This window comes from Roseibium sp. RP-7 (genome assembly GCF_053005225.1).
In genome coordinates this window covers 2968595-2991420 of sequence record NZ_JBRKQA010000001.1, presented here as the reverse complement: position 1 = coordinate 2991420, position 22826 = coordinate 2968595, and the positions used below count along the sequence as shown (strand labels likewise).

Below are 22826 nucleotides of genomic sequence, written 5' to 3'. Positions count from 1 at the left end.
TCAATCGACAGTTCCAGCCGGCGCTGCCGGGGGCGTTGCTCCGATGTACGGGCGGTTCCTGGCTGATTTCCGGAATGAGGAACCATCCCCGCCCTTACGCGTTGCAGAAGAACTGGAATATGGAGACGGCTATGCTTTTCTACGCTTTGGCTGTGGTGGCCATTGCTCTCGTCGCAGGTTTGTTCGGGTTTTTTGGAATGGCGGGCATGTCGGCTTCGATTGCACAAATCTTGATCGGGCTGTTCCTTGCAGTTTTTGTGCTTTCCCTGATTGCGGGCATGCTACGAAGGTAGCAACGAATATCCTGGACCCACGAAACGCCATCGGGGTTCGCTTCTTTTGAGTTTAATGTGAGGTTATCCGTGCGCAGGCTCACATGGCACAACGCCAGCCAGTCTGATGAGCAGCTTCGAGAATATCTCATTCTCGCATTGCTTCGTTCGCGTGCCTGCGTCACCTTGCAGGACGACGCGCTTCAATACCTTTATATCGCGAACCTGCCTCACATATGGTCGGTGCCCGAGGGAGAGACCCCGAAGGACGAAACGGTCTTCGGTCATTCCGTGGGCAGGCAGCTCGATGACGCCAAGAAGACAGTGCTGGAGACGGGGCGTTCGGAGAAGCTCGAGGTGATGGCTGAAGGTGGCCACGTTTTCGAGATCCACATCGAAACGATTTCCGGTGTTGAAGGCATCACCCAGGTGCTGACAACCGTTGTCGATGTTACGGAAAGCCGTCGACGAGAGCAGGCGCTCAAGGATTTGCTGCTGGAAGTCAGTCACAGATCGAAGAACCTTCTGGCTGTCATCCAGAGCCTGGCAGGCCAGTCCGCTCGCTACGCCGGGTCGCTCGAGCAGTTTCTTGCCGAGTTTCAGGGGCGGATCTTTTCCCTTTCAAATTCACAGGATCTTGTGACGGAAGCTGACTGGTTCGGTGTTCGCCTGTTCGATCTTGCCCGAGCTCAACGCGCGCTTTTTGATTCAAAGCGGGTCATTCCCATCTCCATGACGGGCGAAAACCCTTTGCTGACCCCCAATGCTGCGCTTTACATCGGCCTGGGCTTGCATGAATTGATCGCCGCAACACTGGACGTCGGCTGGGCTTCGGCTGACCAGGGAATATTGCTCACCTGCAAAACGGTGATGAGGCAGGGCCGGTTGTGCCTCGTTCTCAACTGGAATGCAGGCGAGAGGGGCGAGGTTGATACCAAAAAGGCGCTTGCCGCAGGTGAAGCAGATGGTGACAGAACCGCATTTTCCGCCTTGCTGCTCGAAACAGTGCTGCCTCAATCCTTGAGCGGTTCTGCCGAATTGAGCATCTCCTCTGACGGAATAGATTACAGCGTGGTGTTTCCGAAGACTGAGTACAACGTTCGGCGGGAAGTGGGTGAAGACCTGCTTCGGGCTTGAATTCTGCGTTCAAATTCTTCACTTCTCGCAGTAACTCATTCGGCTGGTCGGCGGCTGTAGGGCCTTCACGGATTGGTTGTTTTTAAATACTTCAATGAATATTGAAATTAACAAATGTTATGATGATATTTTGAAATTTGTTGTTGGTTCTACAAGTGATTTTTGTTGCTTGCATCGTGAAAACTTCCTAATTCTGTTGTCCCCATACCTTCTTCCCGGATCAGGCCCGCGGCGATGAAAAGACACATTCCCCTTCTTGTGTTCGTGATAAGTGCCGCTATCGGCCTGTCGCTGACCTACGTCATTCTGGACAGGGAGCGAGCGGTTGAGCGGCGGGAATTCGAAATACTCGCAGAAGAGGCGGTCGACCGGATCCGCGGGCGCACCGAGCAGAACTTTTCTCTCATTGCTGCGACGCATTCGTTTTTCGAAGCGGATGGCGGAGCCATGTCGAGGGCCAAATTCCAGAGCTTTGCCCTTGGCCTGTTCCTGAAGGGGCATTTGTCCGGCATGCAGGGAATCGGCTTTGCCAAGCTGATGCAGACCGGCAGGGAAGATGAAGCAAGCCTGGCATTGCAGCAGAATTACGAACTGGACCGTCAGGTCTGGCCCGAGACGGACCAGGCACATCGCACCCCCATCATACTGCTTGAACCGCTGGACCTGCGAAACAAGGCTGCACTCGGCTTCGATATGTTCAGTGACGAAACCCGCCGCAAGGCCATGCTGGCGTCCGCAGACACCTTTACAGTCAAGGTATCAGCCCCTGTCATGCTGGTTCAGGAAATCACGGAGGAGAAGCAGACTGGGTTCCTGGCGTATCTCCCGCTGGCAAGTGAAGAGGAAGCTGCCGGAGAAAAACTGAACGGCGAAGAAAGCATCCAGGGCTTTGTCTATGCGCCTTTCCGTGCCGGAGACCTGCACAAGGCTGCCCTGACTTCTCCGACCCCGGTACCGGTCCTTGTCAACACGACCGACGTGACGGACGAGCAGCCGGAGCACCTGTACACCTCTGAAGACTATGAGGCGCGCGCTGCGGAAGCTGAAAATCTCGTGACACGGCAGATAGAAGTCGGCGGACGGATTTGGGAAATCTCCGTTATCGAAGCCGCTTCAAAGGACAACGCCTTTCTTTATTGGCGTACCTTCATGCTCGGGTCGATATCTTTGCTTTTCTCCGCTGCGCTCGCGGTTTCGATTCGCTCCCGCCTGCGGGCGAGAGAGGCCAATCAGCGCCTGAAGGAAATGTCTGAAAAGACGATCCAGGAAAAGGATCTGATGCTTCAGGAAATGAAGCACCGGATCAAGAATTCAATTGCACGCATTCTCGCGATTGCTCGCCAGACCGCCGGGGCCTCCGAAAGCCTGGAGGAATTCAACGATTCGTTCAGCTCTCGCCTGCAGGCCATGGCGAATGCGCAGGATCTGTTGACGCGTTCCAGGTGGTCGAAGGCAGACTTGAAAGCATTGCTTCTGCAGGAACTGGAGCAGGTCTTTGGTGAGGGGGCAAAGGGCATCAAGCTTGCAGGCCCGGCCGTTCAACTGAACGAGACCGGCACCCATGCACTTGGTCTGGTGTTTCACGAGCTTGCGACAAACGCGATGAAATATTCCGATGTCTTTGCTGATGACGGACGCTTCGAGGTTATCTGGAAGGTCTTGCCGGCCAAAAAAGGCAAGCAGCTTGAGCTCGACTGGCTTGAGGAGACCGGAAAAGTGATTGAAGCTCCGAAGAATTTTGGCTTCGGCAGCAGGCTCATGGAAGCGTTGGTGGCTGGTGAGATGAATGGCAAGATCGATCGGCAGTTCACCGAGAAGGGTGTCGCCATCCGGATTTCCGTGCCACTGGTCTGAGAATCGGCTGCTGGGCCATGATTTGCCCGAGTGCATTCTCAAGCGCCGTTTGAACATGGAAGGGACTGCCTAAAAATGAGCCAGCATGGCACGGCCCTGGATTATGTGTTGCTGACCCCGCAGGAGATGGCGAAAGCCGATCGACTGACCATTGAGGGGGGTGTTCCAGGTATCGAACTCATGGAGCGGGCCGGCCAGGCTGTGGCACGTGCTGCGGCGCGGATGGTTCCGGCTTCAGGCCGGATAGTCATTCTATGCGGTCCCGGCAACAATGGCGGTGACGGTTTCATTGCGGCGCGCTGTCTGGCGTCGGCCGGATACGGCGTTGATGTCAGGTTGCTCAAAGCGCCCGATGCTCTGAAGGGGGATGCGCTTGAAGCCTTTCGGCGCATGGGGCTTTCTTATGCACTTGCTATTGAGGGCGATCATATCGCGAGCGATCTAGGCGCTTTATTGGATGGCGCCGATCTGATCGTGGATGGTCTCTTCGGGGCAGGGCTGGACCGCGCTTTAGGCGGAGCCGCCGAAGCTTTGGTGAAAGCTGTCAACAAGTGCGACGCATCTGTTCTTGCGGTAGATCTTCCATCCGGAGTTCAGGGCGCAGACGGTGTTGTCTGTGGTGAGGCTGTCAGTGCGCAAGAGACGGTCACGTTCTTTCGGCAAAAGCCGGGGCATTTGCTTTATCCCGGTCGTCAAGCCTGCGGCAGGGTTACAGTTGCGCAGATTGGCATCGATGTAACCGTTCTCGATCAAATCGCTCCCGATACTTTCATCAATGGGCCGGACCTCTGGCTTGACCATTGGCCACAAGTCGCGCCGACCGGTCACAAGTATTCCAAAGGGCATGCGGTTGTCTTTGGCGGTCCGGTCACGGCAACCGGTGCTGCGCGGTTGTCGGCCGGCGCTGCGCTGCGGGCGGGGGCGGGGCTCGTAACATTGGCGTCACCGCCGGATGCGCTTCTGGTCAACGCAAGCCATCTGACGGTGGTAATGCTGAAGAAGGTTGCCTCTGAAAACGGTATTCGCGATCTCTTGTCGGACAAGCGCCTCAACGCGGTACTGATCGGTCCGGGCTATGGTGTTGGTGAAAAGACCCGATCTGCGGTAGCGGAGATCCTGGACTGTAACCGGGCAAGCGTGTTCGATGCCGATGGTCTGACGAGTTGCGCCGATGATCGCGCTCCGTTTTTCGAAAGCATCAGGTCGCATAACGCGCCGGTCGTTCTGACGCCGCATGAGGGAGAGTTTGCTCGCCTTTTCCCGGAACTTGCAGGTAGCAAGCTGACCCGTGCCAGGGAGGCAGCACGAATGTCCGGAGCTGTCGTGATTCTGAAGGGGCCGGACAGCGTTGTCGCTGCGCCGGATGGGCGTGCGGCAATCAATTGCAACGCACCTCCATGGCTTGCAACGGCCGGGTCTGGTGATGTGCTTGCCGGAATTGTAGTCGGTCTGCTTGCGCAGGGTGTTTCCGGCTTCGAGGCGGCTGCCATGGCCGTTTGGCTACATGGCGAAGCAGGCCGGGAGGCCGGGCCGGGGCTGATCGCAGAAGATCTTGAGAGTGCCCTGAAACCCGCGCTTCGCGCACTTGTGGAGAAATCCGATTTACGGTGAGGCAGGGCACTGCTTTTTCCTTTGACGGGAAAATCAGCGATGCTATAGAGGCCCCGCTTCAATCGCAGGGTGGTTTGCCACTTGTTGCGACGCGGATGTGGTGAAATTGGTAGACACGCCAGATTTAGGTTCTGGTGCCGCAAGGCGTGGGGGTTCAAGTCCCTCCATCCGCACCATTCTTCAAAGTGATTTCCATCCTGTAGGCATTCGGCGCTTGTCGTTCGACGTTGCGCTTTTTGTCGAGAACCATCGCATTTGGTAGCCGGGTTTTTGGTCACGAGGTACTCGGCCTGGTCGGTCACCGTTGACTGTGCGGAATTGTTGCGCGGCGCAAATGTGCGTTCCGTGTGGCTTCAGCAGTGCGGGCCGGTCTGGTCAAGCTCTGGCCAAGCTCTGGTTTGGCGTGGTCTGGCATTTGGTTGTTAGGATCGGCGACGGGGAGCGGTTCTTAACTGCAGGCCGGCGAGGTTGGCGGAATTGGCTTCCGGCTCCTGGAAGAGACCAAATCCCTTGATCGAAAGAGCTGAATTTAGGCGATTTACGCCAGCAAAACCCCGCTCTCCCCTTGACACTTTCGGGCCTACGCAGTATCGCGCTCCCATCGTGCGTCTTGGAGTCTCTTCAAGGCGATGCATGGCCGTTTGAACGCTCCCGGCAAAAGGGGAGTGCAGGCGATGTGGCACACGGGATTTTAAAAACGAAACCTCCGGGGCGGATTGCCGCTCGGGACCGAGGACGACAAAACCCATGCAGGTAACCGAAACCCTCTCCGAGGGCCTCAAGCGTGAGCTGAAAATCGACATTCCGGCTGGTGATCTCGCCGCCAAGCTCGACGATTACATGGCCGACCTGAAATCCAAGGCCAACATCAAGGGCTTCCGCCCTGGCAAGGTTCCGCTCGCCCATCTGAAAAAGATGTATGGCCGTCAGGCCATGGCCGAGATCCTGTCGAACACCATCCAGGAAACCACCCAGAAGGCTGTTGAGGAGCGCTCCGAGCGCCCGGCTCTTACCCCGGAAATCGATCTGCCGGAAGAAGATGCTGAAAAGATCATGGCTGGTGACGCCGATCTTTCCTTCAAGATGACCTACGACATTCTGCCGAGCTTCGAGATCGTTGATTTCGCCGGTATCGAAATCGAGCGTCCGGTCGTTGAAATCGCTGAAGAAGAAGTCGACGAGCAAGTTTCCCAGATCGCCAAGAACAACGCACCGTTCGATGCGAAAGACGGCGCGGCTGCAGACGGCGACCGCGTGACCATGTCCTACCTGGGCAAGATCGACGGCGAGCCTTTTGAGGGCGGTGCCGACGAGAACGGCATGCTGGTTCTGGGTTCCGGTCAGTTCATCCCGGGCTTCGAAGAGCAGCTTGTTGGCGTCAAGGCTGGCGACGAGAAGGTCATCGAAGTGTCCTTCCCGGAAGAATATCCGGCTGCACATCTGGCCGGCAAGGCTGCCACCTTCGACATCGTCGTCAAGGAAGTTGCGGCACCGGGTGAAGCCAAGGTCGACGACGAGTTCGCTAAGAACCTCGGCCTTGAGTCTCTCGACAAGCTGAAGGAAATCGTCCGGGGCCAGATCGAAGGCCAGTTCGGTCAGATGACCCGCCAGCGCGTGAAGCGTCAGCTGCTCGACAAGCTGGACGAGCACTATTCGTTCGATCTGCCGGAAAAACTGCTGAACTCCGAGTTCGACGTTGTCTGGCGCCAGGTCGAAGAAGACATGAAGCGCAACGAGAAGACCTTCGAAGACGAAGAGACCACGGAAGAAGAAGCGAAGGCGGAATACCGCAAGATCGCTGAGCGCCGTGTTCGTCTCGGCCTGGTTCTGTCCGAAATCGGTGAGCAGAACAACATCCAGGTGACCGACGAAGAACTGCAGCGCGCGCTTTACGACCGCGTCCGCCAGTTCCCGGGCCAGGAACAGCAGGTGTTCGAATTCTACAAGAACAACCAGCAGGCTCTGGCTTCCCTGCGTGCGCCGATCTACGAAGAAAAGGTCGTCGACTTCATGCTGGAACTCGCCAAGGTGACCGACAAGACGGTGACCAAGGAAGAGCTGGAGAAGCTGGTCGCCGAGGAAGAAGACGAGGCTTAAGGTCAATCCGCTTTCGGGGGAAGGCCCTCGAAAGCGGCCAGATTGGCCGGTTGGTTTTCCCGTCTATCCCCAGATGTGGCCGCAGATTTAACCTTGCATTCACGCCGCATCTGTCATGACTTTGCGTTGAGGGCGACATCCCATATATACGGGGTGTCGCTTTTTTCGAGTCAGGCCCTGAATCGATGCGCTTCATGGCCTGTTTCCTGCCCGGAGACCCTCCGGGCAACATCTCAAGCATATGGATGAGGTATGAAGGATCCTGTCGATATCTACATGAACACTCTCGTGCCGATGGTTGTCGAGCAGACCAACCGGGGAGAGCGGGCCTTCGATATCTATTCGCGCCTGCTGAAGGAGCGCATCATCTTCCTGACCGGCCCGGTCGAGGATCACGTGGCAACCCTGGTAAGCGCACAGCTTCTGTATCTGGAAGCTGAAAACCCGACCAAAGAGATCGCGATCTACATCAATTCGCCGGGAGGTCTCGTGACCTCCGGTCTTGCGATCTATGACACGATGCAGTTCATCCGCCCGGCTGTGTCGACGCTCTGCATCGGCCAGGCAGCCTCCATGGGCTCGCTTCTTCTTGCCGCAGGCGAGAAAGACATGCGCTATATCCTGCCGAACGCGCGGGTCATGGTGCATCAGCCGTCGGGCGGGTTCCGCGGTCAGGCTGCCGACATCATGCTTCATGCACAGGAAATCCTGGCCATGAAGCGCCGGCTGAATGAAATCTACGTGAAGCACACCGGACGCACCCTCGACCAGGTCGAGGAGGCGCTGGAACGTGACAACTTCATGACCGCTGACAAAGCTAAGGAATTCGGGATCGTCGACAAGGTGATCACCGACCGCAACACGCTTGGCGGCGACGAAGAGAAGTGAGGGACTTACCCGGCTTTAATCATGGATTGAATTTCCACGCTTAAAGCCGGAAAATCCCCAGGTGATGCCGGGTTTTCATCTTCGCCTTAAACCTATATTGATTTTTAATGGCGAAGCATGATGACATTACATGGTGAGGTGGCGACTGTGCGCCGCTTCAGAACCGGTTCAGTCATAATTTGGCCGCAACCGGAGAGATAAGGGGAAACACTCCCCGTAAACGCGAGGTTGACTACATGACCAAGGCCAGCGGCAGCGATTCCAAGAATACGCTTTACTGCTCCTTCTGCGGCAAGAGCCAGCATGAGGTTCGCAAGCTGATCGCCGGCCCGACTGTTTTCATTTGCGATGAATGTGTCGAGCTGTGCATGGATATCATTCGCGAGGAGAACAAATCCTCGCTGGTGAAGTCACGGGACGGGATCCCGACCCCTCAGGAAATTCGCGACGTTCTGGATGACTATGTCATCGGGCAGGGCAGCGCGAAGAAGGTTCTATCGGTCGCCGTTCACAACCATTACAAGCGCCTCAATCACGCATCGAAAAACAACGATGTCGAGCTGGCGAAATCCAACATCCTTCTGGTCGGCCCGACCGGTTGCGGCAAGACCCTGCTTGCGCAGACCCTTGCCCGCATTCTGGACGTGCCTTTCACCATGGCTGATGCCACCACGCTGACCGAAGCCGGTTACGTGGGTGAGGACGTTGAAAACATCATCCTGAAGCTGCTGCAGTCCGCCGACTACAACGTCGAACGCGCGCAGCGCGGCATCGTATACATCGATGAGGTCGACAAGATCAGCCGCAAGGCCGACAATCCGTCGATCACCCGCGACGTTTCGGGCGAAGGTGTTCAGCAGGCACTTCTGAAGATCATGGAAGGCACCGTTGCTTCCGTGCCGCCCCAGGGTGGCCGCAAGCATCCGCAGCAGGAATTCCTGCAGGTGGACACGACCAACATCCTGTTCATCTGTGGCGGCGCCTTTGCGGGCCTCGACAAGATCATTTCCGATCGTGGCACGCAGACCTCCATCGGGTTCAAAGCGCAGGTCCATGCACCGGAAGATCGCCGGATCGGCGAACTCTTCTCGGTACTTGAGCCGGAAGATCTGCTCAAATTCGGTCTTATCCCCGAATTCGTCGGCCGTCTGCCGGTTATCGCAACCCTGGAAGACCTCGACGAGGAAGCCCTGGTTACGATCCTGACGGAGCCGAAGAACGCTCTGGTCAAGCAGTACCAGCGTCTTTTCGAAATGGAACAGGTGGAACTGTCCTTCCACGAGGAAGCCCTCAAGGCGATCGCTCGTCGGGCCATCGAACGCAAGACCGGTGCACGCGGCCTGCGTTCGATCCTCGAAGCCATCCTGCTCGATACGATGTACGAGCTGCCTGGCCTGAAGGGTGTCAAGGAAGTCGTGATCTCACCGGAAGTCGTGAAGGGCGAGGCACGCCCGCTCTATATTTACGAAGATCGGGAAGAAACGTCGGCTACCAGCGCCTGAGGCACTGAAGGCTGTTTCAAGAAACCGTGAATAAATGCCGCTCAACTTGAGCGGCATTTTGTTTTTGGGCGGTCATGCGCTTGTTCGGGGCCGTTTTCCACTGGTGCAATGAGTCGTCAACAGACAAGACTTGTGGGCAGCAACCGATTGCCTTGACACCGGCAGGTCTGGTGTCCACCTAATAGACCTAAGGACGGCTTATGCGGATTGTCGGCGCGCCCATCTGGGGTGCCGTGATCTGGCCTTCAGGACCTACCGGTTCGGAGCCGTTTTCCAGTGTTTTGGCTGCCTTTTACCGAGTGGGGCCGGGACACGCTGAGAAAGGAAAAAAAATGAGCGACGCAGAAATTCGCGCCACAGATCAGGACAGCACGTCTGTCTACCCCGTCTTGCCCCTGCGCGACATCGTTGTCTTCCCGCATATGATCGTGCCGCTGTTTGTCGGCCGCGAGAAGTCAATCAAGGCGCTCGAAGAGGTTATGACCACCGACAAGCACATTCTTCTGGCAACACAGATGAATGCAGCTGATGACGATCCCAAGCCTGACCAGATCTACAATGTCGGCACGCTCGCGACCGTGCTGCAGCTTCTCAAGCTGCCCGACAATACGGTCAAGGTTCTGGTGGAAGGCGGTGCCCGTGCACAGATCGGCGAATACACCGACCGTGCCGACTATTTCGAGGCCTCCGCAACGGTTCTGCCGGAGCGTGATGGCGAGAACATCGAAGTGGAAGCACTTGCGCGCTCGGTCGTGTCCGAGTTCGAGAACTACGTGAAACTGAACAAGAAGGTTTCGCCGGAAGTTCTGGGCGCGATCAACCAGATCGACGATTATTCCAAGCTCGCCGACACGGTTGCTTCCCATCTTGCGATCAAGATCCCGGAAAAGCAGGAAATCCTTGGCGTCGTTTCCGTCGCCGAGCGGCTTGAGCGCGTCCTGGGCATGATGGAGAGCGAAATCTCCGTCCTGCAGGTGGAAAAGCGCATCCGTTCCCGTGTCAAGCGGCAGATGGAGAAGACCCAGCGCGAGTACTATCTGAATGAGCAGATGAAGGCCATTCAGAAGGAACTTGGCGACAGCGAGGACGGCCGCGACGAGGTTGCCGAACTCGAAGACAAGATCAAGAAGACCAAGCTGACCAAGGAAGCACGCGAGCGCGCTGCGGCCGAAATCAAGAAGCTGAAACAGATGAGCCCGATGTCCGCGGAAGCGACCGTCGTGCGGAACTATCTGGATTGGCTGATCGGCATTCCGTGGAACAAGAAGTCCAAGGTCAAGCACGACCTGGCCTTCTCCGAAAAGGTTCTCGACACCGACCACTATGGCCTTGAAAAGGTCAAGGAACGGATCGTGGAGTATCTGGCGGTCCAGAGCCGGGCCAACAAGTTGCGTGGTCCGATCCTGTGTCTCGTTGGTCCTCCAGGCGTCGGCAAGACCTCGCTCGGCAAATCGATTGCGAAGGCGACCGGCCGTGAATTCGTACGCATGTCGCTCGGCGGTGTGCGGGACGAAGCGGAAATCCGTGGTCACCGCCGTACCTACATCGGCTCGATGCCCGGCAAGGTCATTCAGTCGATGAAGAAGGCCAAGAAGTCCAATCCGCTGTTCCTGCTCGATGAAATCGACAAGATGGGCATGGACTTCCGCGGTGACCCTTCATCGGCTCTGCTGGAAGTGCTGGATCCGGAACAGAACTCGTCCTTCATGGACCACTATCTGGAGGTCGAATACGACCTTTCGGATGTGATGTTCGTGACCACGGCGAACACGCTGAACATTCCGGGCCCGCTGATGGACCGTATGGAAGTGATCCGCATCGCCGGTTACACGGAAGAGGAAAAGGTGGAAATCTGCCGCCGTCACCTCATCCCGAAAGCCGAGAAGGATCATGGCCTGCGCGAAGGTGAGTTCACCATCGAGGATGAAGCGCTTCACTTCATCGTGCGCCGCTACACCCGCGAAGCCGGTGTGCGTAACCTTGAACGTGAAATGGCAACCCTGGCCCGTAAAGCGGTCAAGGACATCCTGATGAGCGACAAGGAAAGCATCACGGTGACCAGCGAGGTCGTCGAGAAATACCTTGGTGTGCCGCGGTATCGCTACGGCGAAGCCGAACTGGAAGACCAGGTCGGTGTGGTTACCGGCCTTGCCTGGACCGAAGTCGGCGGTGAGCTTCTCACCATCGAAGGCGTGATGATGCCCGGCAAGGGCAAGATGACCGTCACCGGCAACCTGAAGGACGTGATGAAGGAATCGATTTCTGCGGCGGCATCTTATGTCCGCTCGCGTGCGATTGATTACGGCATTGAACCGCCGACCTTCGAAAAGAAGGACATTCACGTTCACGTTCCTGAAGGGGCTACCCCGAAGGATGGTCCGTCCGCCGGTATCGCGATGGCTACGGCTGTGATCTCGACCATGACCGGCATTCCGGTTCGCCGGGATGTTGCCATGACCGGTGAAATCACCCTGCGTGGTCGCATCCTGCCGATCGGTGGTCTGAAGGAGAAGTTGCTTGCTGCCCTTCGTGGCGGAATCAAGCTGGTTATGATCCCGGAAGACAACGCCAAGGATCTGGCGGATATCCCGGACTCGGTCAAGAACTCGCTTGAGATCATCCCGGTTTCGGGCATGGAAGAAGTGCTGAAAAACGCTCTTGTTCGCTTGCCAGAGGCCATCGAATGGGATGAGTCAGCTCACGAAGCTGCAACCAAGGCGCGAGAAAAGGACGATGACACCTCCGGTGTTCTTGCCCACTAATCGCGACATTGCAGCGCACAAATTGGAAAGCCCCGGGAAAACCGGGGCTTTTCTTTTGAATAATCGGTCAAAATGGCTGTTTTCTGCGAAAAAACCACTTGCGTTTCAGTTCAATTCAACCGAATTTCGCGCAACGGCGCTGACAGGAATCGTCGGCACTCTGCCGTTTCTTAGAAAGGTATCTGCTATGAATAAGAACGATCTGATCGCAGCTGTTGCAGAAAAGACCGGCCTCACCAAGGCGCAGGCAGGCGAAGCAGTTGACGCAACTTTCGAAGCTGTCACCTCTACGCTGAAGAGCGGCGACGAAGTCCGCATCATCGGCTTTGGTAACTTCACCGTTTCCGAACGTGCAGCAACCGAAGGCCGTAACCCGCGGACTGGCGAAACGATCCAGATCCCGGCTTCTAAGACGCCGAAGTTCAAGGCCGGCAAAGGCCTGAAGGACGCCGTGAACGCCTAATAGCGCTCACGAGCGATTTCTTCGCTCAACCCCGTATCCGGAAACGGATGCGGGGTTTTTCCTTGCCTGTTTTCTATTTTTGATTGAGCTCTGGCGAATTGCCATTGCCACATTATATTGCGTTTGTCGTGAGGTGATGCCAATTGCTCGACAGGAGTTGGAATGTCACTGCAAGCCTTGATCCGCAGGCGCCAACGCGCGCTATTTGATGCCTGGGTCCGTGACCCCCTGGTGCAGGTTCAGGTGGAACACCCTGAGGCACTTGGACGCCTCGTGTTCCTCGATGATTTCGACGAGGACGTCCAGACCGGAAAAGCCGGTAGAAGCAGCCTGAAGAACGTAGCAATCGTGCAGAAACCCGGAAACGCGGACGAAAATGCCAGCGTATGGGTGAGGGCGGGGTATTCGTCCTATCAGAAAGCCTGGCTGCGCTTTGTCGAGCAGGTCTACGGCATCAAGGCGGCGCCGTCGGATCTTGCCGGGTACAATATCGACCACCTGCTCAACAAGGCACGCAGTCCCAATAAAGCCGGGTTCATTCGCATTGAGGCCATCAACGATGCCGTCAATCAGGCGTGGGGCGGTTTGTTCGAGCGAGCAGCCAGCAATCCAGAATTCAGTGCCAATCAGAATCGCCTTCGCCGGACGATGTCCTGGATCATCGCCGCCAAACTCATGGATCAGCCGCCGCCAAGAGGACCGAACGACCAGCAGGGGATTGCCCGTCTGGTGCAGTTCTTCAATCAGAACGGACTTGCCGCGGACAACCCGCAGCGCGGGCTCACCGACATGCTCCAGTTCGCCTACAAGTTCCAATAGACTTAGCGGGCACTTGCGATCACGTCGCGTGCGGTGCGCTGGCCTGAAAGCCAGGCGCCGTGCACTGTTGCCGGATAGTCCTGAGCGGTGGCTTCTCCCGCAAAGAAGACCCTTCCATTGAGGTCGGCAGCCAGTGCTTTTCTTGCTCGCGGCTCCACCCCGACAGGCAGGAACGAGTAGGATCCTCGCGTTCGTTCGTTTTGCTGCCAGGCGGAACTTATGCTGGCGTCAGGCGGCGGTATGTCGCGGCCGAACATGGTCTGAAGCGCTTCGAAGGCCGCCTGTCTGCGATTCTCTTCACCAAGTTTTTCAAGGTTCTGAGCAAATTCGCCGACGTTCAGCGCACATAGAATCGGTTTTCCGGTCACGGGCGAAAGATTCGGCCAGTAGGTGAAAGTGTCGGGCTTGCCGGATATGCGGCCGAAGTTGTGGACAGTTTCATCCCAGAAGGCTTCCGGGAACGAGAGATAGATTTTATCAAGCACGCCCATGCGCAAGGAACTGACGGCGTTGCGCTTGTTGTCAGGAGGACCAGGTGAAAAGACGATGTCGCCAGCCTTCAGGACACCCAGAGACACTGCGCAGATTGCAAAATCGGCCTCCAGTACACCGTTCTCAGTTCTTACCGAAACGCCCCTTTGGGAATGGTCGATTTGGGTCACGACGGTTTCGGTCTGGATGGTCAATCCCTCCGCCACCCCCAATGCAATCTTGTCATAGCCCTGCGGAAGCACGGCGTCGGGTCCCTCAAAGGCACCGCCTTCTTCAACGGCTGCAAGCGAAAGGTTGCTCACTGGGGCTGCAAATTCCTGCTCCAGCAGAATATGCGCCATGAAGCCGAGTTCAGCGTCAGTGAGGCTCGACAGGGCTCGTTGCCGGCGTATCTTTTCAATGGCATTGGCTGCCGATATCCGGGTGAGGGAGGTTTCAGTGTCGTCCAGAAAATCTTCCAGGGCGTTCGCGAAAGTCTCGAAGCGTTCGACTGCTCTGCCACCGTTGCCGGTCAGGTCGAAGACCTCCTCGTTGTCGTAGTCCCACTCGAACATCGGCTGTGCGAAGCGCTGCGCGAGCGCAGTGATGGGGTTGGACCGTGTTCCATGTATCCAGCTTGCTCCAAGGTCGAGAGGCACCCCCAACGATCTGTCCGTGTGCAGACGGCCGCCGATCCGGTTACCAGCCTCAAGCACGGTTACGGAGAAGCCTGCGTCTGCAAGTGTTCTTGCAGCCGCCAGACCGGCGATGCCAGCACCAACAACAACCACTCTTTGTCCGGCCACGGGTTGTGATGAGCTTTTTCTGGTCAACAGCGGCAGGCCGGTGAGGGCAGCCAGAATTCCAGTCAGAAACAACCGGCGGGATGTCACCATGAGTGCGGCTTTCTCACGCTTTTGAAGCGGGCAGTTTGCCTGTTTTCGGAGCCGTCATCCACAGGCTTTATCATTGAAACGGAAATCTGAGATTTTGCTCTTGCCAAGCAGCAAACGAGCCCCTAAAAGGCGTCTCACCTCGTTGAGGGCGATTAGCTCAGTTGGTAGAGCGCTTCGTTTACACCGAAGATGTCGGGAGTTCGAGTCTCTCATCGCCCACCATTCACCTTATGAAATCCGTCACTTGTAACCAGGGTGCCTGCGCATCAGGGTGTTTTCTGCTGTTTGCTGCCGCTCTCACATTGCCCGGCGGTTCGCTGTTTCGGATATTCGCACATTTACAGTCATTTCGCTTTGCGCTGTTGCTGGGTATCCCGGTGGCGGGTTGATTTCGTTTGGCCTTCGAATGGTGAGTTTTCTTTTTCCTTTTTGTCCGATAAACTTCTGCGGCTAAATAAAAAACTCGTTTAAAGGTAGCTACTTGGCAAGATGGGAATCCTAGTTTTCATCAAGATGTTCGGGGCAGTCATGCTGCTCCTTTACGCGGTTCGCATGGTTCGGACAGGTTTTGAAAGGGCGGCCGGGCCAACGTTGAGACGCGCCATCGGCAAAGCGTCCTCCGGACCGGTTGCCGGCGCCTTGTCTGGTACAGCGGTTGCCATTTTGCTGCAAAGTGCGACGGCGGTTGCGATCCTGGCGGCGGGATTTGCGACATCCGGCTTCATTTCCACAGCTGCCGGACTGGCGGTTCTGCTGGGCGCCGATCTCGGGTCGGCGCTTGTCGTGCAGTTTCTTGTGTTCGATCTCAGCTGGCTGGTGCCGTTGCTCCTGGGCGGAGGTGCGTGGCTGTTCCTGAAGCTCGACGCTCGGTCCGCGAAACAGATCGGACGCATTCTTCTGGGAATCGCTTTCATCCTGATTGCGCTGCAAATGATCGGCGAAGCGACGACGCCGTTGAAGGAAGCGCGGTTCATGCCGCAGTTTGCCGGCTTCCTTGCGCAGGACACGCCGACGGCGATGGCGGTAGGGGCGCTCTTGGCGTTTCTGGTGCATTCCAGCGTGGCAGCCGTGCTGATGATCGCAGCCCTGGTGCAAAAGACCGGCCTGCCGCACGAGGCTGCGATTCCACTCGTTCTGGGGGCGAACATTGGCGCCGGCATCGTCGCGCTCTGGCTGACACGGGGAATGGATCGCAAGGCCAAGCTTCTGCCGCTTGGCAATTTTCTCTTCAGGTCCACTGGTGCTGTGCTGGTCATGCTGGCGCTAAACTTCCAAGATCTGCCTCTGGCTTCGATCAGCAATGATCCGGCCCAGCAGATCGTTGCCGTTCATGTGCTTTTCAATCTCCTGCTTGTTCTCGTCTGCTTGCCACTGACAAGACCGGTTGCCTGGCTGGTTGAACGCCTGGTGCCGGACAGAGAGGAACAAGAAGAGGCGGACCGGCTGACACCACAAAGCGCGCTGGACAAGCAACTGGTCGGCAACCCCAGGCTTGCCCTGGCCAGTGCAACGCGCGAACTCCTGCGTATGGGGGAACTGGTCGAGGTGATGGCAAGACCGGTTCTCATGATGCTGGAGAAGGGCAGTGAGCCGGAAATCAGGCGCTTGCAGCAGTTGGATAAGCAGGTCAATGCGATCCACTCCTCGGTGAAACTCTACATCGCAGAGGTGAATCGTGGAGAGCTGACCGGCGAACAGGCTGAGCGCAGCATGGAACTGGTGGGGTTCGCGGTCAATCTGGAGCGCGCTGGAGACCTTGTGGCAAAGAACCTTCTCGAACTTGCCCTGGAGTTGCAGAAGAACAAGATCAGCTTTTCGCAGGAGGGGCTGAAGGAGCTCACCTGGATGCACGACCGTGTTCTGGCGAACATGGAGCTTGCCCTCAATGTGTTCGTTTCGGCGGATGTCGCATCTGCGCGTGAGTTGATTGCAGAAAAGGACAAGATGCGCACCCTGGAACGCGAAAGTCATAACCGGCATCTGGAGCGGCTGAAATCGAAAACGCTTCAGAGCATGGAATCGAGCAACGCCCATCTGGAAGTCATGCGCAGCCTCAAGGAAATCAATTCGCTGTTCGCAGCTGCTGCGGTACCTATTCTTGCCAGAGAAGGCCTGTTGCGCGATACGCGGCTGGTGCCGGCTGAATAAAACACGGCTGAAGAACGAGAATCTGCGTGGCTCAGGTCGTATTTATGAGCTGGCGAATGTGTTTGAGGCTAAGGCCATCGGAAAACAGTCCGTGGCAACGCGGATAATTCCGTTACGAAACAGGAAGTTATCCACATTGATCGGCAAGGCGGCTCTGGGGAAAACCTGCGATTGGGCGCTTCTTTGTCAAAAAACGGCAATTCGGACGGAATAGGGTGCTTGACTTCCAAAACCAGCCGCCGTACATCAGCGCCACTTCAGGGCGACAACGCGTCGCCTGACGAAGCGGGTGTAGCTCAGTTGGTTAGAGTGCCGGCCTGTCACGCCGGAGGTCGCGGGTTCGAGCCCCGTCACTCGCGCCACTTCCCATAGAAGTGCTTTGGTACTTTCGGGAATTGGCGCATATACCGTGAATGTGCGGGTGTAGCTCAGTTGGTTAGAGTGCCGGCCTGTCACGCCGGAGGTCGCGGGTTCGAGCCCCGTCACTCGCGCCACTCACGGTACCTCTTGTTTCCCCAGACTGTTCAATCGAAAACATCAAGCCTCGCGCAAAGCGAGCGCTTTGCCGCGCAGACAGGCAACCCCTTGGCATTGTCGCCAAGATGGCTATCATGCGTTCAAGGCAGGGGCGACGCAGTCCATTCAAATTTCAGCTCTTTTGGTGTTTGTCTGGCGTTTGCTTCGATTCTGCGAGGGGGGTGGAAAACGAACGCAGGTGCGGCATATTTCCTGATGGGTTGTGCAAAGTTTTTGCCTTCCTGCAAACTGGCTGAAATTAAGGATTTGTCGGGGGTAGGTGCGAAACAGGTGCAAACATGGCAAGAGTTTGACCGCATGTGGGTCTTGCGTTGCACCAAGTCGTAAGCTAAGCGTGCGCTCGCATGTTGGTTTCATAACGCCGACGGGCACAGCGTGACCTGCCGGTATAATGAAGGCAACGGGGCGCGCAGCCCTGGCACCGGATCGCCTCCCGATCCGCCTCCATATGCAAGGACGCGAAAGACATGGAAGAACTCTTGCGGGAATATGTCCCGATCGTCGTGTTCATCGGCATTGCGCTGGTGATCGGCCTTGCGCTGCTGATTTCGCCTTTCATCCTGGCCTACAAGAATCCGGATCCGGAAAAGCTGTCGGCCTATGAGTGCGGCTTCAACGCTTTCGACGATGCACGCATGAAATTTGACGTGCGCTTTTATCTGGTCTCGATCCTCTTCATCATCTTCGACCTGGAAGTCGCGTTCCTGTTCCCCTGGGCAACCGTGTTCGGTGACCTGGGCTGGTACGGCTTCTGGTCCATGATGGTCTTCCTCGGTGTCCTGACCGTCGGCTTCATCTACGAATGGAAAAAGGGAGCGCTGGAATGGGATTGACCACGACCGAGCCGCTCGTCGCACCGCAGCCGCAGGGTATTATCGACCCGAATACGGGCAAGCCTGTCGGCGCGGATGACGCATTCTTCCTGGAAGTCAATAACGAGCTGGCCGACAAGGGCTTTCTCGTAACCTCCACCGACAACCTCATCCAGTGGGCCCGTACCGGCTCGCTGATGTGGATGACCTTCGGCCTGGCCTGCTGCGCCGTTGAAATGATGCAGATGTCGATGCCGCGCTATGACGCCGAGCGTTTCGGTTTCGCGCCGCGCGCTTCACCGCGCCAGTCGGACGTGATGATTGTTGCCGGCACGCTGACGAACAAGATGGCGCCTGCTCTGCGCAAGGTCTACGACCAGATGCCTGAGCCGCGGTACGTCATTTCCATGGGGTCCTGTGCCAATGGTGGCGGCTACTACCACTATTCCTATTCTGTGGTGCGCGGCTGCGACCGCGTGGTGCCGGTTGATATCTACGTTCCAGGCTGTCCTCCGACAGCCGAGGCGCTGCTCTACGGCGTGTTGATGCTTCAAAAGAAGATCCGCCGCACGGGCACTATCGAAAGATAAGGATCTGCCGCCGAAGAGGCGGCGGATTTTTGAGGGAGTGGGCGCCTGGCGCCCGTTCAACTGACTCTCCGGGTCGCGTCCAGCGGGGCGCAACAAAGACCCGGCAAACTGGATCGATCGGCAGTCGGCACTCAATCGGAACCGGTTGAACACTGCAGATCTACGAGTGAGGTCGAACACGATGGACGAGACGTTGAAGGAACTCGCTGAGCATATCGAGCTCGGTCTGGGTGAGTCCCTTGTGTCCTGGAAGGTCGAATACGGTGAGCTGACGCTGACCGTAAACGCGACCGACATTCTCGATGCGATCCGCTTTCTGCGCGACAACAGCTCGTGCAAGTTCGTCAATCTGACGGATATTTGCGGTGTGGATTACCCTTCGCGCGAGAAGCGCTTTGACGTTGTCTACCACTTCCTGTCTCCCGTTCAGAACCAGCGCGTTCGTGTGAAGGTCGCAACCGACGAAAATACGCCGGTTGCTTCGCTGACCCCGCTGTTTCCAGGTGCTGAATGGTTCGAGCGTGAAGCCTACGACATGTACGGCATTCTGTTCTCCGGCCATCCGGACCTGCGCCGCATCCTGACCGACTACGGTTTTGACGGATATCCGCTGCGCAAGGACTTCCCGGTTACGGGCTTTGTCGAAGTTCGTTATGACGACGAGAAGAAACGCGTTGTCTACGAACCGGTACGCCTGAACCAGGAAATGCGCTCCTTCGACTTCCTCTCGCCCTGGGAAGGCACGGACTACGTGCTGCCCGGTGACGAGAAGGCAACGACCAACTGAGGGGCGGGGCAATGGGTATTAGCATCTGGCAAATACTTATAATGCTGATCTGGGTGATAGTGTTTGTCGTTCCCTTTTGGCGCATCTTTCCTCGTGCGGGATGGCCAGCAGCTCTTAGCTTGCTGATGTTAGTGCCGCTGTTGAATCTAGTGTTGCTTTGGGTCTTGGCCTTTAAACGTTGGCCGGGAGACGTATGAAAATGGTTGAACGGCTTTCAGGTGGGTGTCTTTGCGGCGAGGTGCGGTTTGCCGCAACGCCGGTAGACGGCGAAATGGGAGTCTGCCACTGCGCCATGTGCCGCCGCTGGACCGGTGGTACCTATATGGCTGTCAGCTGCGGATCGATGGACAGTCTGGATGTTCAAGGCAAGGATGCCCTCGGCGTCTACAAGTCATCCGACTTCGGCGAGCGGGTTTTCTGCAGCAAGTGCGGTTCCTCGCTGATGTGGCGCATGGCCGACGGCTCGCACGTGAGCGTTTCCGCGCAAGCCTTTGACGATCCGTCCGTATTCAAATTCACGTCCGAAATTTTCGTTGACGAACAGCCGGCAAACTACGCTTTCGCTAATGAAACCCGCAGAATGACCGGTCCCGAAGTCATCGCCTATTTCACGCAAAAAATGCAGGAACCTCAAAATGGCTGAGGCTCAGGTTCGTAACTTCAACATCAACTTCGGTCCGCAGCACCCGGCGGCGCACGGCGTGCTGCGCCTCGTGCTTGAGCTCGACGGCGAAGTGGTAACGCGTGTGGATCCGCACATCGGTCTGCTGCACCGTGGAACCGAAAAGCTGATCGAGCAGAAGACTTATCTGCAGGCTGTGCCTTACTTCGACCGCCTCGACTACGTGGCGCCGATGAACCAGGAACACGCTTTTGCGCTTGCTGTCGAACGTATGCTTGGTGTGGAAGTGCCCAAGCGCGGCCAGCTGATCCGTGTCCTTTATTCGGAAATCGGTCGTCTGCTGTCGCATCTTCTGAACGTGACGACGCAGGCCATGGACGTGGGCGCGCTGACACCGCCGCTCTGGGGCTTCGAGCCCCGTGAAGAGCTGATGGTCTTCTACGAGCGTGCTTGCGGTGCCCGCATGCACGCAGCTTACGTTCGTCCGGGCGGTGTTCACCAGGATCTGTCTCGTGACCTGCTCGACGACATCTGGGACTTCTGTGATCCGTTCCTGCAAACGCTTGACGACATCGAAGGTCTCTTGACCGACAACCGTATCTTCAAGCAGCGCAACGTGGATATCGGCGTTGTCGACCTTGACGATGCCTGGGCCTGGGGCTTCTCCGGCGTGATGGTTCGTGGATCCGGTGCACCTTGGGATCTGCGCAAGTCGCAGCCTTACGAATGCTATTCCGAACTTGATTTCGATATTCCCATCGGCAAGAACGGCGACTGTTACGACCGCTACCTGATCCGCATGGAAGAAATGCGCCAGTCAGTCCGGATCATGAAGCAGTGCCTGGAAAAGCTGACGGTCGAAACCGGTCCGGTCTCGTCCATCGACGGCAAGATCGTGCCGCCGAAGCGCGGTGAAATGAAGCGTTCGATGGAAGCGCTCATCCACCACTTCAAGCTCTACACCGAAGGCTATCACGTCCCGGCTGGTGAAGTTTACGCGGCCGTTGAAGCACCCAAGGGTGAGTTCGGGGTCTATCTGGTCGCGGACGGTACCAACAAGCCGTACCGTTGCAAGATCAAGGCGCCTGGCTACAGCCACCTTCAGGCCATGGACTTCCTGTGCCGCGGGCACATGCTTGCCGACGTTTCGGCAGTGCTGGGGTCTCTGGACATCGTGTTCGGTGAGGTCGACCGCTGATGCGGACGGCACACAACCAATTTTCGACCCTGGCAGCCGCCCGTCCGGCTCCGGTCATTTTGACAGAACGGGGATAACACCATGGCAGTTCGCCGACTTGCCGCGGAACAACCAGAAAGCTTCGCGTTCACCGAGAAGAACCTCGACTGGGCAAAGAAGCTGATCGACCGTTATCCGGCAGGCCGTCAGGCCTCCGCGGTCATTCCGCTTTTGTGGCGTGCGCAGGAACAGAACGAAGGTTGGGTGAGTGAGCCGGCAATCCGCTATATCGCGGACCTGCTCGACATGCCGAAGATCCGCGTTCTGGAAGTGGCGACGTTCTACACCATGTTCCAGCTGCAGCCGGTCGGCAAGAAGGCCCATATTCAGGTGTGTGGCACGACGCCGTGTCAGCTGCGCGGGTCGGAAGACCTGATCAAGATCTGCAAGAGCCGCATTGCCAAGCACATGCACGAGATTTCCGAGGATGGCATGTTCTCCTGGGAAGAAGTCGAGTGTCTTGGCGCCTGTGTGAATGCGCCGATGGTGCAGATCTTCAAGGACACCTATGAAGACCTGACTGAAGACAGCTTCAACCAGTTGATCGACGATATCGCCGCCGGCAAGGAAGTAACGCCGGGCCCGCAGAACGGTCGCCGTTTTGCAATGGCCGAAGGTGGTCAGACGTCGCTCACTGAAATCGATGACAACACGAAGGGTGAGCTGCCGGTTCCCCACCTGGTCGACGGCTCGGAAAAGGCGTCTCATGCTTTTGCCGGCGCACCGATCAATGCAGGTGGCAACGACTATGATGGCGTGCCGACCCCTGCAGAAGATGCTGTTGCCAAGGTAAAGGCGGCGCATGCAGCCAAATCCGCCAAGGCAAGCGAAGCGCCAGCGGCAGCTGCGCCCAAGAAGGCTGAGGCAAAGGCTGAACCGGCCAAGAAAGCCAAGGCCGAAAAAGCAGCTACGCCTGCAGCGCGCAGTCAGAACAAGGGCAAGCCTGATTCCGACGACCGTGCCGAAGTCGAAGTTGCCCGCACAGCCGACACCAGTGGAAGCACCGACAGTCAGGAAAAAGAACCTGAACTTCTGAAGGAAGCGCGCGGCGGCAAGCCGGACGACCTGAAGAAGCTGAAGGGTGTCGGTCCGAAACTGGAAGCGACACTCAACGAACTCGGGTTTTTCCACTTCGATCAGGTCGCCTCATGGGGACCGCAGGAAGTTGCCTGGGTCGACAGCCGCCTGAAGTTCAAGGGCCGTATCGAACGTGATGGCTGGATTGAGCAGGCCAAGGTTCTGGCATCCGGCGGTGAAACAGATTTTTCCAAGCGCGTGGAAGCCGGTGAAGTGGCCTCCTCCAAGAGCGAAGACTAGGGGG

At 57.1% G+C, this 22826-nt stretch carries 18 protein-coding genes and 4 tRNA genes; 21 read left to right on the top strand and 1 reads right to left on the bottom strand.

The features are described from left to right. Positions 1-131: 131 nt before the first annotated feature. The 11 genes from ACVDG9_RS13465 to ACVDG9_RS13415 all read left to right on the top strand — a co-directional run bounded on the left by ACVDG9_RS13465 (position 132) and on the right by ACVDG9_RS13415 (position 13405). Positions 132-293: a DUF1328 family protein gene (locus ACVDG9_RS13465; protein ID WP_031268407.1), complete on the top strand. Its 162-nt coding sequence runs from the start codon at positions 132-134 to the stop codon at positions 291-293. Between the two features lie 69 nt (positions 294-362). Further along, positions 363-1409, top strand: coding sequence for a sensor histidine kinase (locus tag ACVDG9_RS13460; RefSeq protein WP_447238189.1), 1047 nt, complete (start codon positions 363-365; stop codon positions 1407-1409). A 234-nt stretch (positions 1410-1643) separates the two neighbouring features. Next, positions 1644-3263, top strand: a complete 1620-nt coding sequence (locus tag ACVDG9_RS13455; RefSeq protein ID WP_152506453.1) for a CHASE domain-containing protein — start codon at positions 1644-1646, stop codon at positions 3261-3263. A 75-nt stretch (positions 3264-3338) separates the two neighbouring features. Further along, positions 3339-4874, top strand: coding sequence for an NAD(P)H-hydrate dehydratase (locus ACVDG9_RS13450; protein ID WP_447238188.1), 1536 nt, complete (start codon positions 3339-3341; stop codon positions 4872-4874). A 91-nt stretch (positions 4875-4965) separates the two neighbouring features. Then, positions 4966-5050: transfer RNA gene (locus ACVDG9_RS13445), tRNA-Leu, on the top strand. 571 nt (positions 5051-5621) lie between these two features. Continuing rightward, positions 5622-6971: a trigger factor gene (gene tig, locus ACVDG9_RS13440; RefSeq protein ID WP_055654535.1), complete on the top strand. Its 1350-nt coding sequence runs from the start codon at positions 5622-5624 to the stop codon at positions 6969-6971. Positions 6972-7223: 252 nt separating this feature from the next. Next, a complete protein-coding gene (locus ACVDG9_RS13435; protein ID WP_022998420.1) occupies positions 7224-7859 on the top strand; it encodes an ATP-dependent Clp protease proteolytic subunit in 636 nt (211 codons plus the stop codon). A gap of 236 nt (positions 7860-8095) precedes the next feature. Further along, complete coding sequence (clpX, locus tag ACVDG9_RS13430) at positions 8096-9361, top strand: ATP-dependent Clp protease ATP-binding subunit ClpX (RefSeq protein WP_022998421.1); 1266 nt, start codon at positions 8096-8098, stop codon at positions 9359-9361. A gap of 332 nt (positions 9362-9693) precedes the next feature. Next, positions 9694-12123 (top strand): endopeptidase La, encoded by a 2430-nt coding sequence (lon, locus tag ACVDG9_RS13425; protein ID WP_031268409.1) that lies wholly within the window; start codon positions 9694-9696, stop codon positions 12121-12123. 187 nt (positions 12124-12310) lie between these two features. Further along, positions 12311-12586, top strand: coding sequence for a non-specific DNA-binding protein Hbs (hbs, locus tag ACVDG9_RS13420; protein ID WP_031268410.1), 276 nt, complete (start codon positions 12311-12313; stop codon positions 12584-12586). A gap of 162 nt (positions 12587-12748) precedes the next feature. Further along, positions 12749-13405, top strand: a complete 657-nt coding sequence (locus ACVDG9_RS13415) for a hypothetical protein (protein ID WP_055654532.1) — start codon at positions 12749-12751, stop codon at positions 13403-13405. A gap of 2 nt (positions 13406-13407) precedes the next feature. On the opposite strand, the gene ACVDG9_RS13410 is transcribed toward ACVDG9_RS13415, so the two are convergent. After that, a complete protein-coding gene (locus ACVDG9_RS13410; RefSeq protein ID WP_447238187.1) occupies positions 13408-14772 on the bottom strand; it encodes a flavin monoamine oxidase family protein in 1365 nt (454 codons plus the stop codon). A gap of 146 nt (positions 14773-14918) precedes the next feature. On the opposite strand from ACVDG9_RS13410, the gene ACVDG9_RS13405 reads away from it, so the two are divergent. The 10 genes from ACVDG9_RS13405 (at position 14919) to ACVDG9_RS13360 (ending at position 22822) form a co-directional block, all read left to right on the top strand. Next, positions 14919-14994 (top strand) — tRNA-Val (locus ACVDG9_RS13405). A gap of 267 nt (positions 14995-15261) precedes the next feature. Continuing rightward, the gene (locus tag ACVDG9_RS13400; protein WP_447238186.1) at positions 15262-16920 is read left to right on the top strand and encodes a Na/Pi cotransporter family protein; all 1659 of its coding nucleotides are present in this window, start codon (positions 15262-15264) and stop codon (positions 16918-16920) included. Between the two features lie 285 nt (positions 16921-17205). After that, a tRNA-Asp gene (locus ACVDG9_RS13395) sits at positions 17206-17282 on the top strand. A gap of 55 nt (positions 17283-17337) precedes the next feature. After that, a tRNA-Asp gene (locus ACVDG9_RS13390) sits at positions 17338-17414 on the top strand. Between the two features lie 510 nt (positions 17415-17924). After that, positions 17925-18290, top strand: coding sequence for an NADH-quinone oxidoreductase subunit A (locus ACVDG9_RS13385; RefSeq protein WP_006934719.1), 366 nt, complete (start codon positions 17925-17927; stop codon positions 18288-18290). After that, positions 18281-18859, top strand: a complete 579-nt coding sequence (locus tag ACVDG9_RS13380) for a NuoB/complex I 20 kDa subunit family protein (protein ID WP_006934718.1) — start codon at positions 18281-18283, stop codon at positions 18857-18859. Before ACVDG9_RS13385 ends, ACVDG9_RS13380 begins: the two co-directional genes overlap by 10 nt. Positions 18860-19040: 181 nt before the next feature. After that, positions 19041-19646, top strand: a complete 606-nt coding sequence (locus ACVDG9_RS13375; RefSeq protein WP_022998427.1) for an NADH-quinone oxidoreductase subunit C — start codon at positions 19041-19043, stop codon at positions 19644-19646. Between the two features lie 193 nt (positions 19647-19839). Next, positions 19840-20289: a GFA family protein gene (locus tag ACVDG9_RS13370; protein WP_447238185.1), complete on the top strand. Its 450-nt coding sequence runs from the start codon at positions 19840-19842 to the stop codon at positions 20287-20289. Then, on the top strand, positions 20282-21466 hold the full coding sequence (locus tag ACVDG9_RS13365; RefSeq protein WP_022998429.1) for an NADH-quinone oxidoreductase subunit D: 1185 nt from the start codon (positions 20282-20284) through the stop codon (positions 21464-21466). Before ACVDG9_RS13370 ends, ACVDG9_RS13365 begins: the two co-directional genes overlap by 8 nt. A gap of 81 nt (positions 21467-21547) precedes the next feature. Further along, positions 21548-22822 (top strand): NADH-quinone oxidoreductase subunit E, encoded by a 1275-nt coding sequence (locus ACVDG9_RS13360; RefSeq protein WP_447238184.1) that lies wholly within the window; start codon positions 21548-21550, stop codon positions 22820-22822. Positions 22823-22826: the final 4 nt, after the last annotated feature.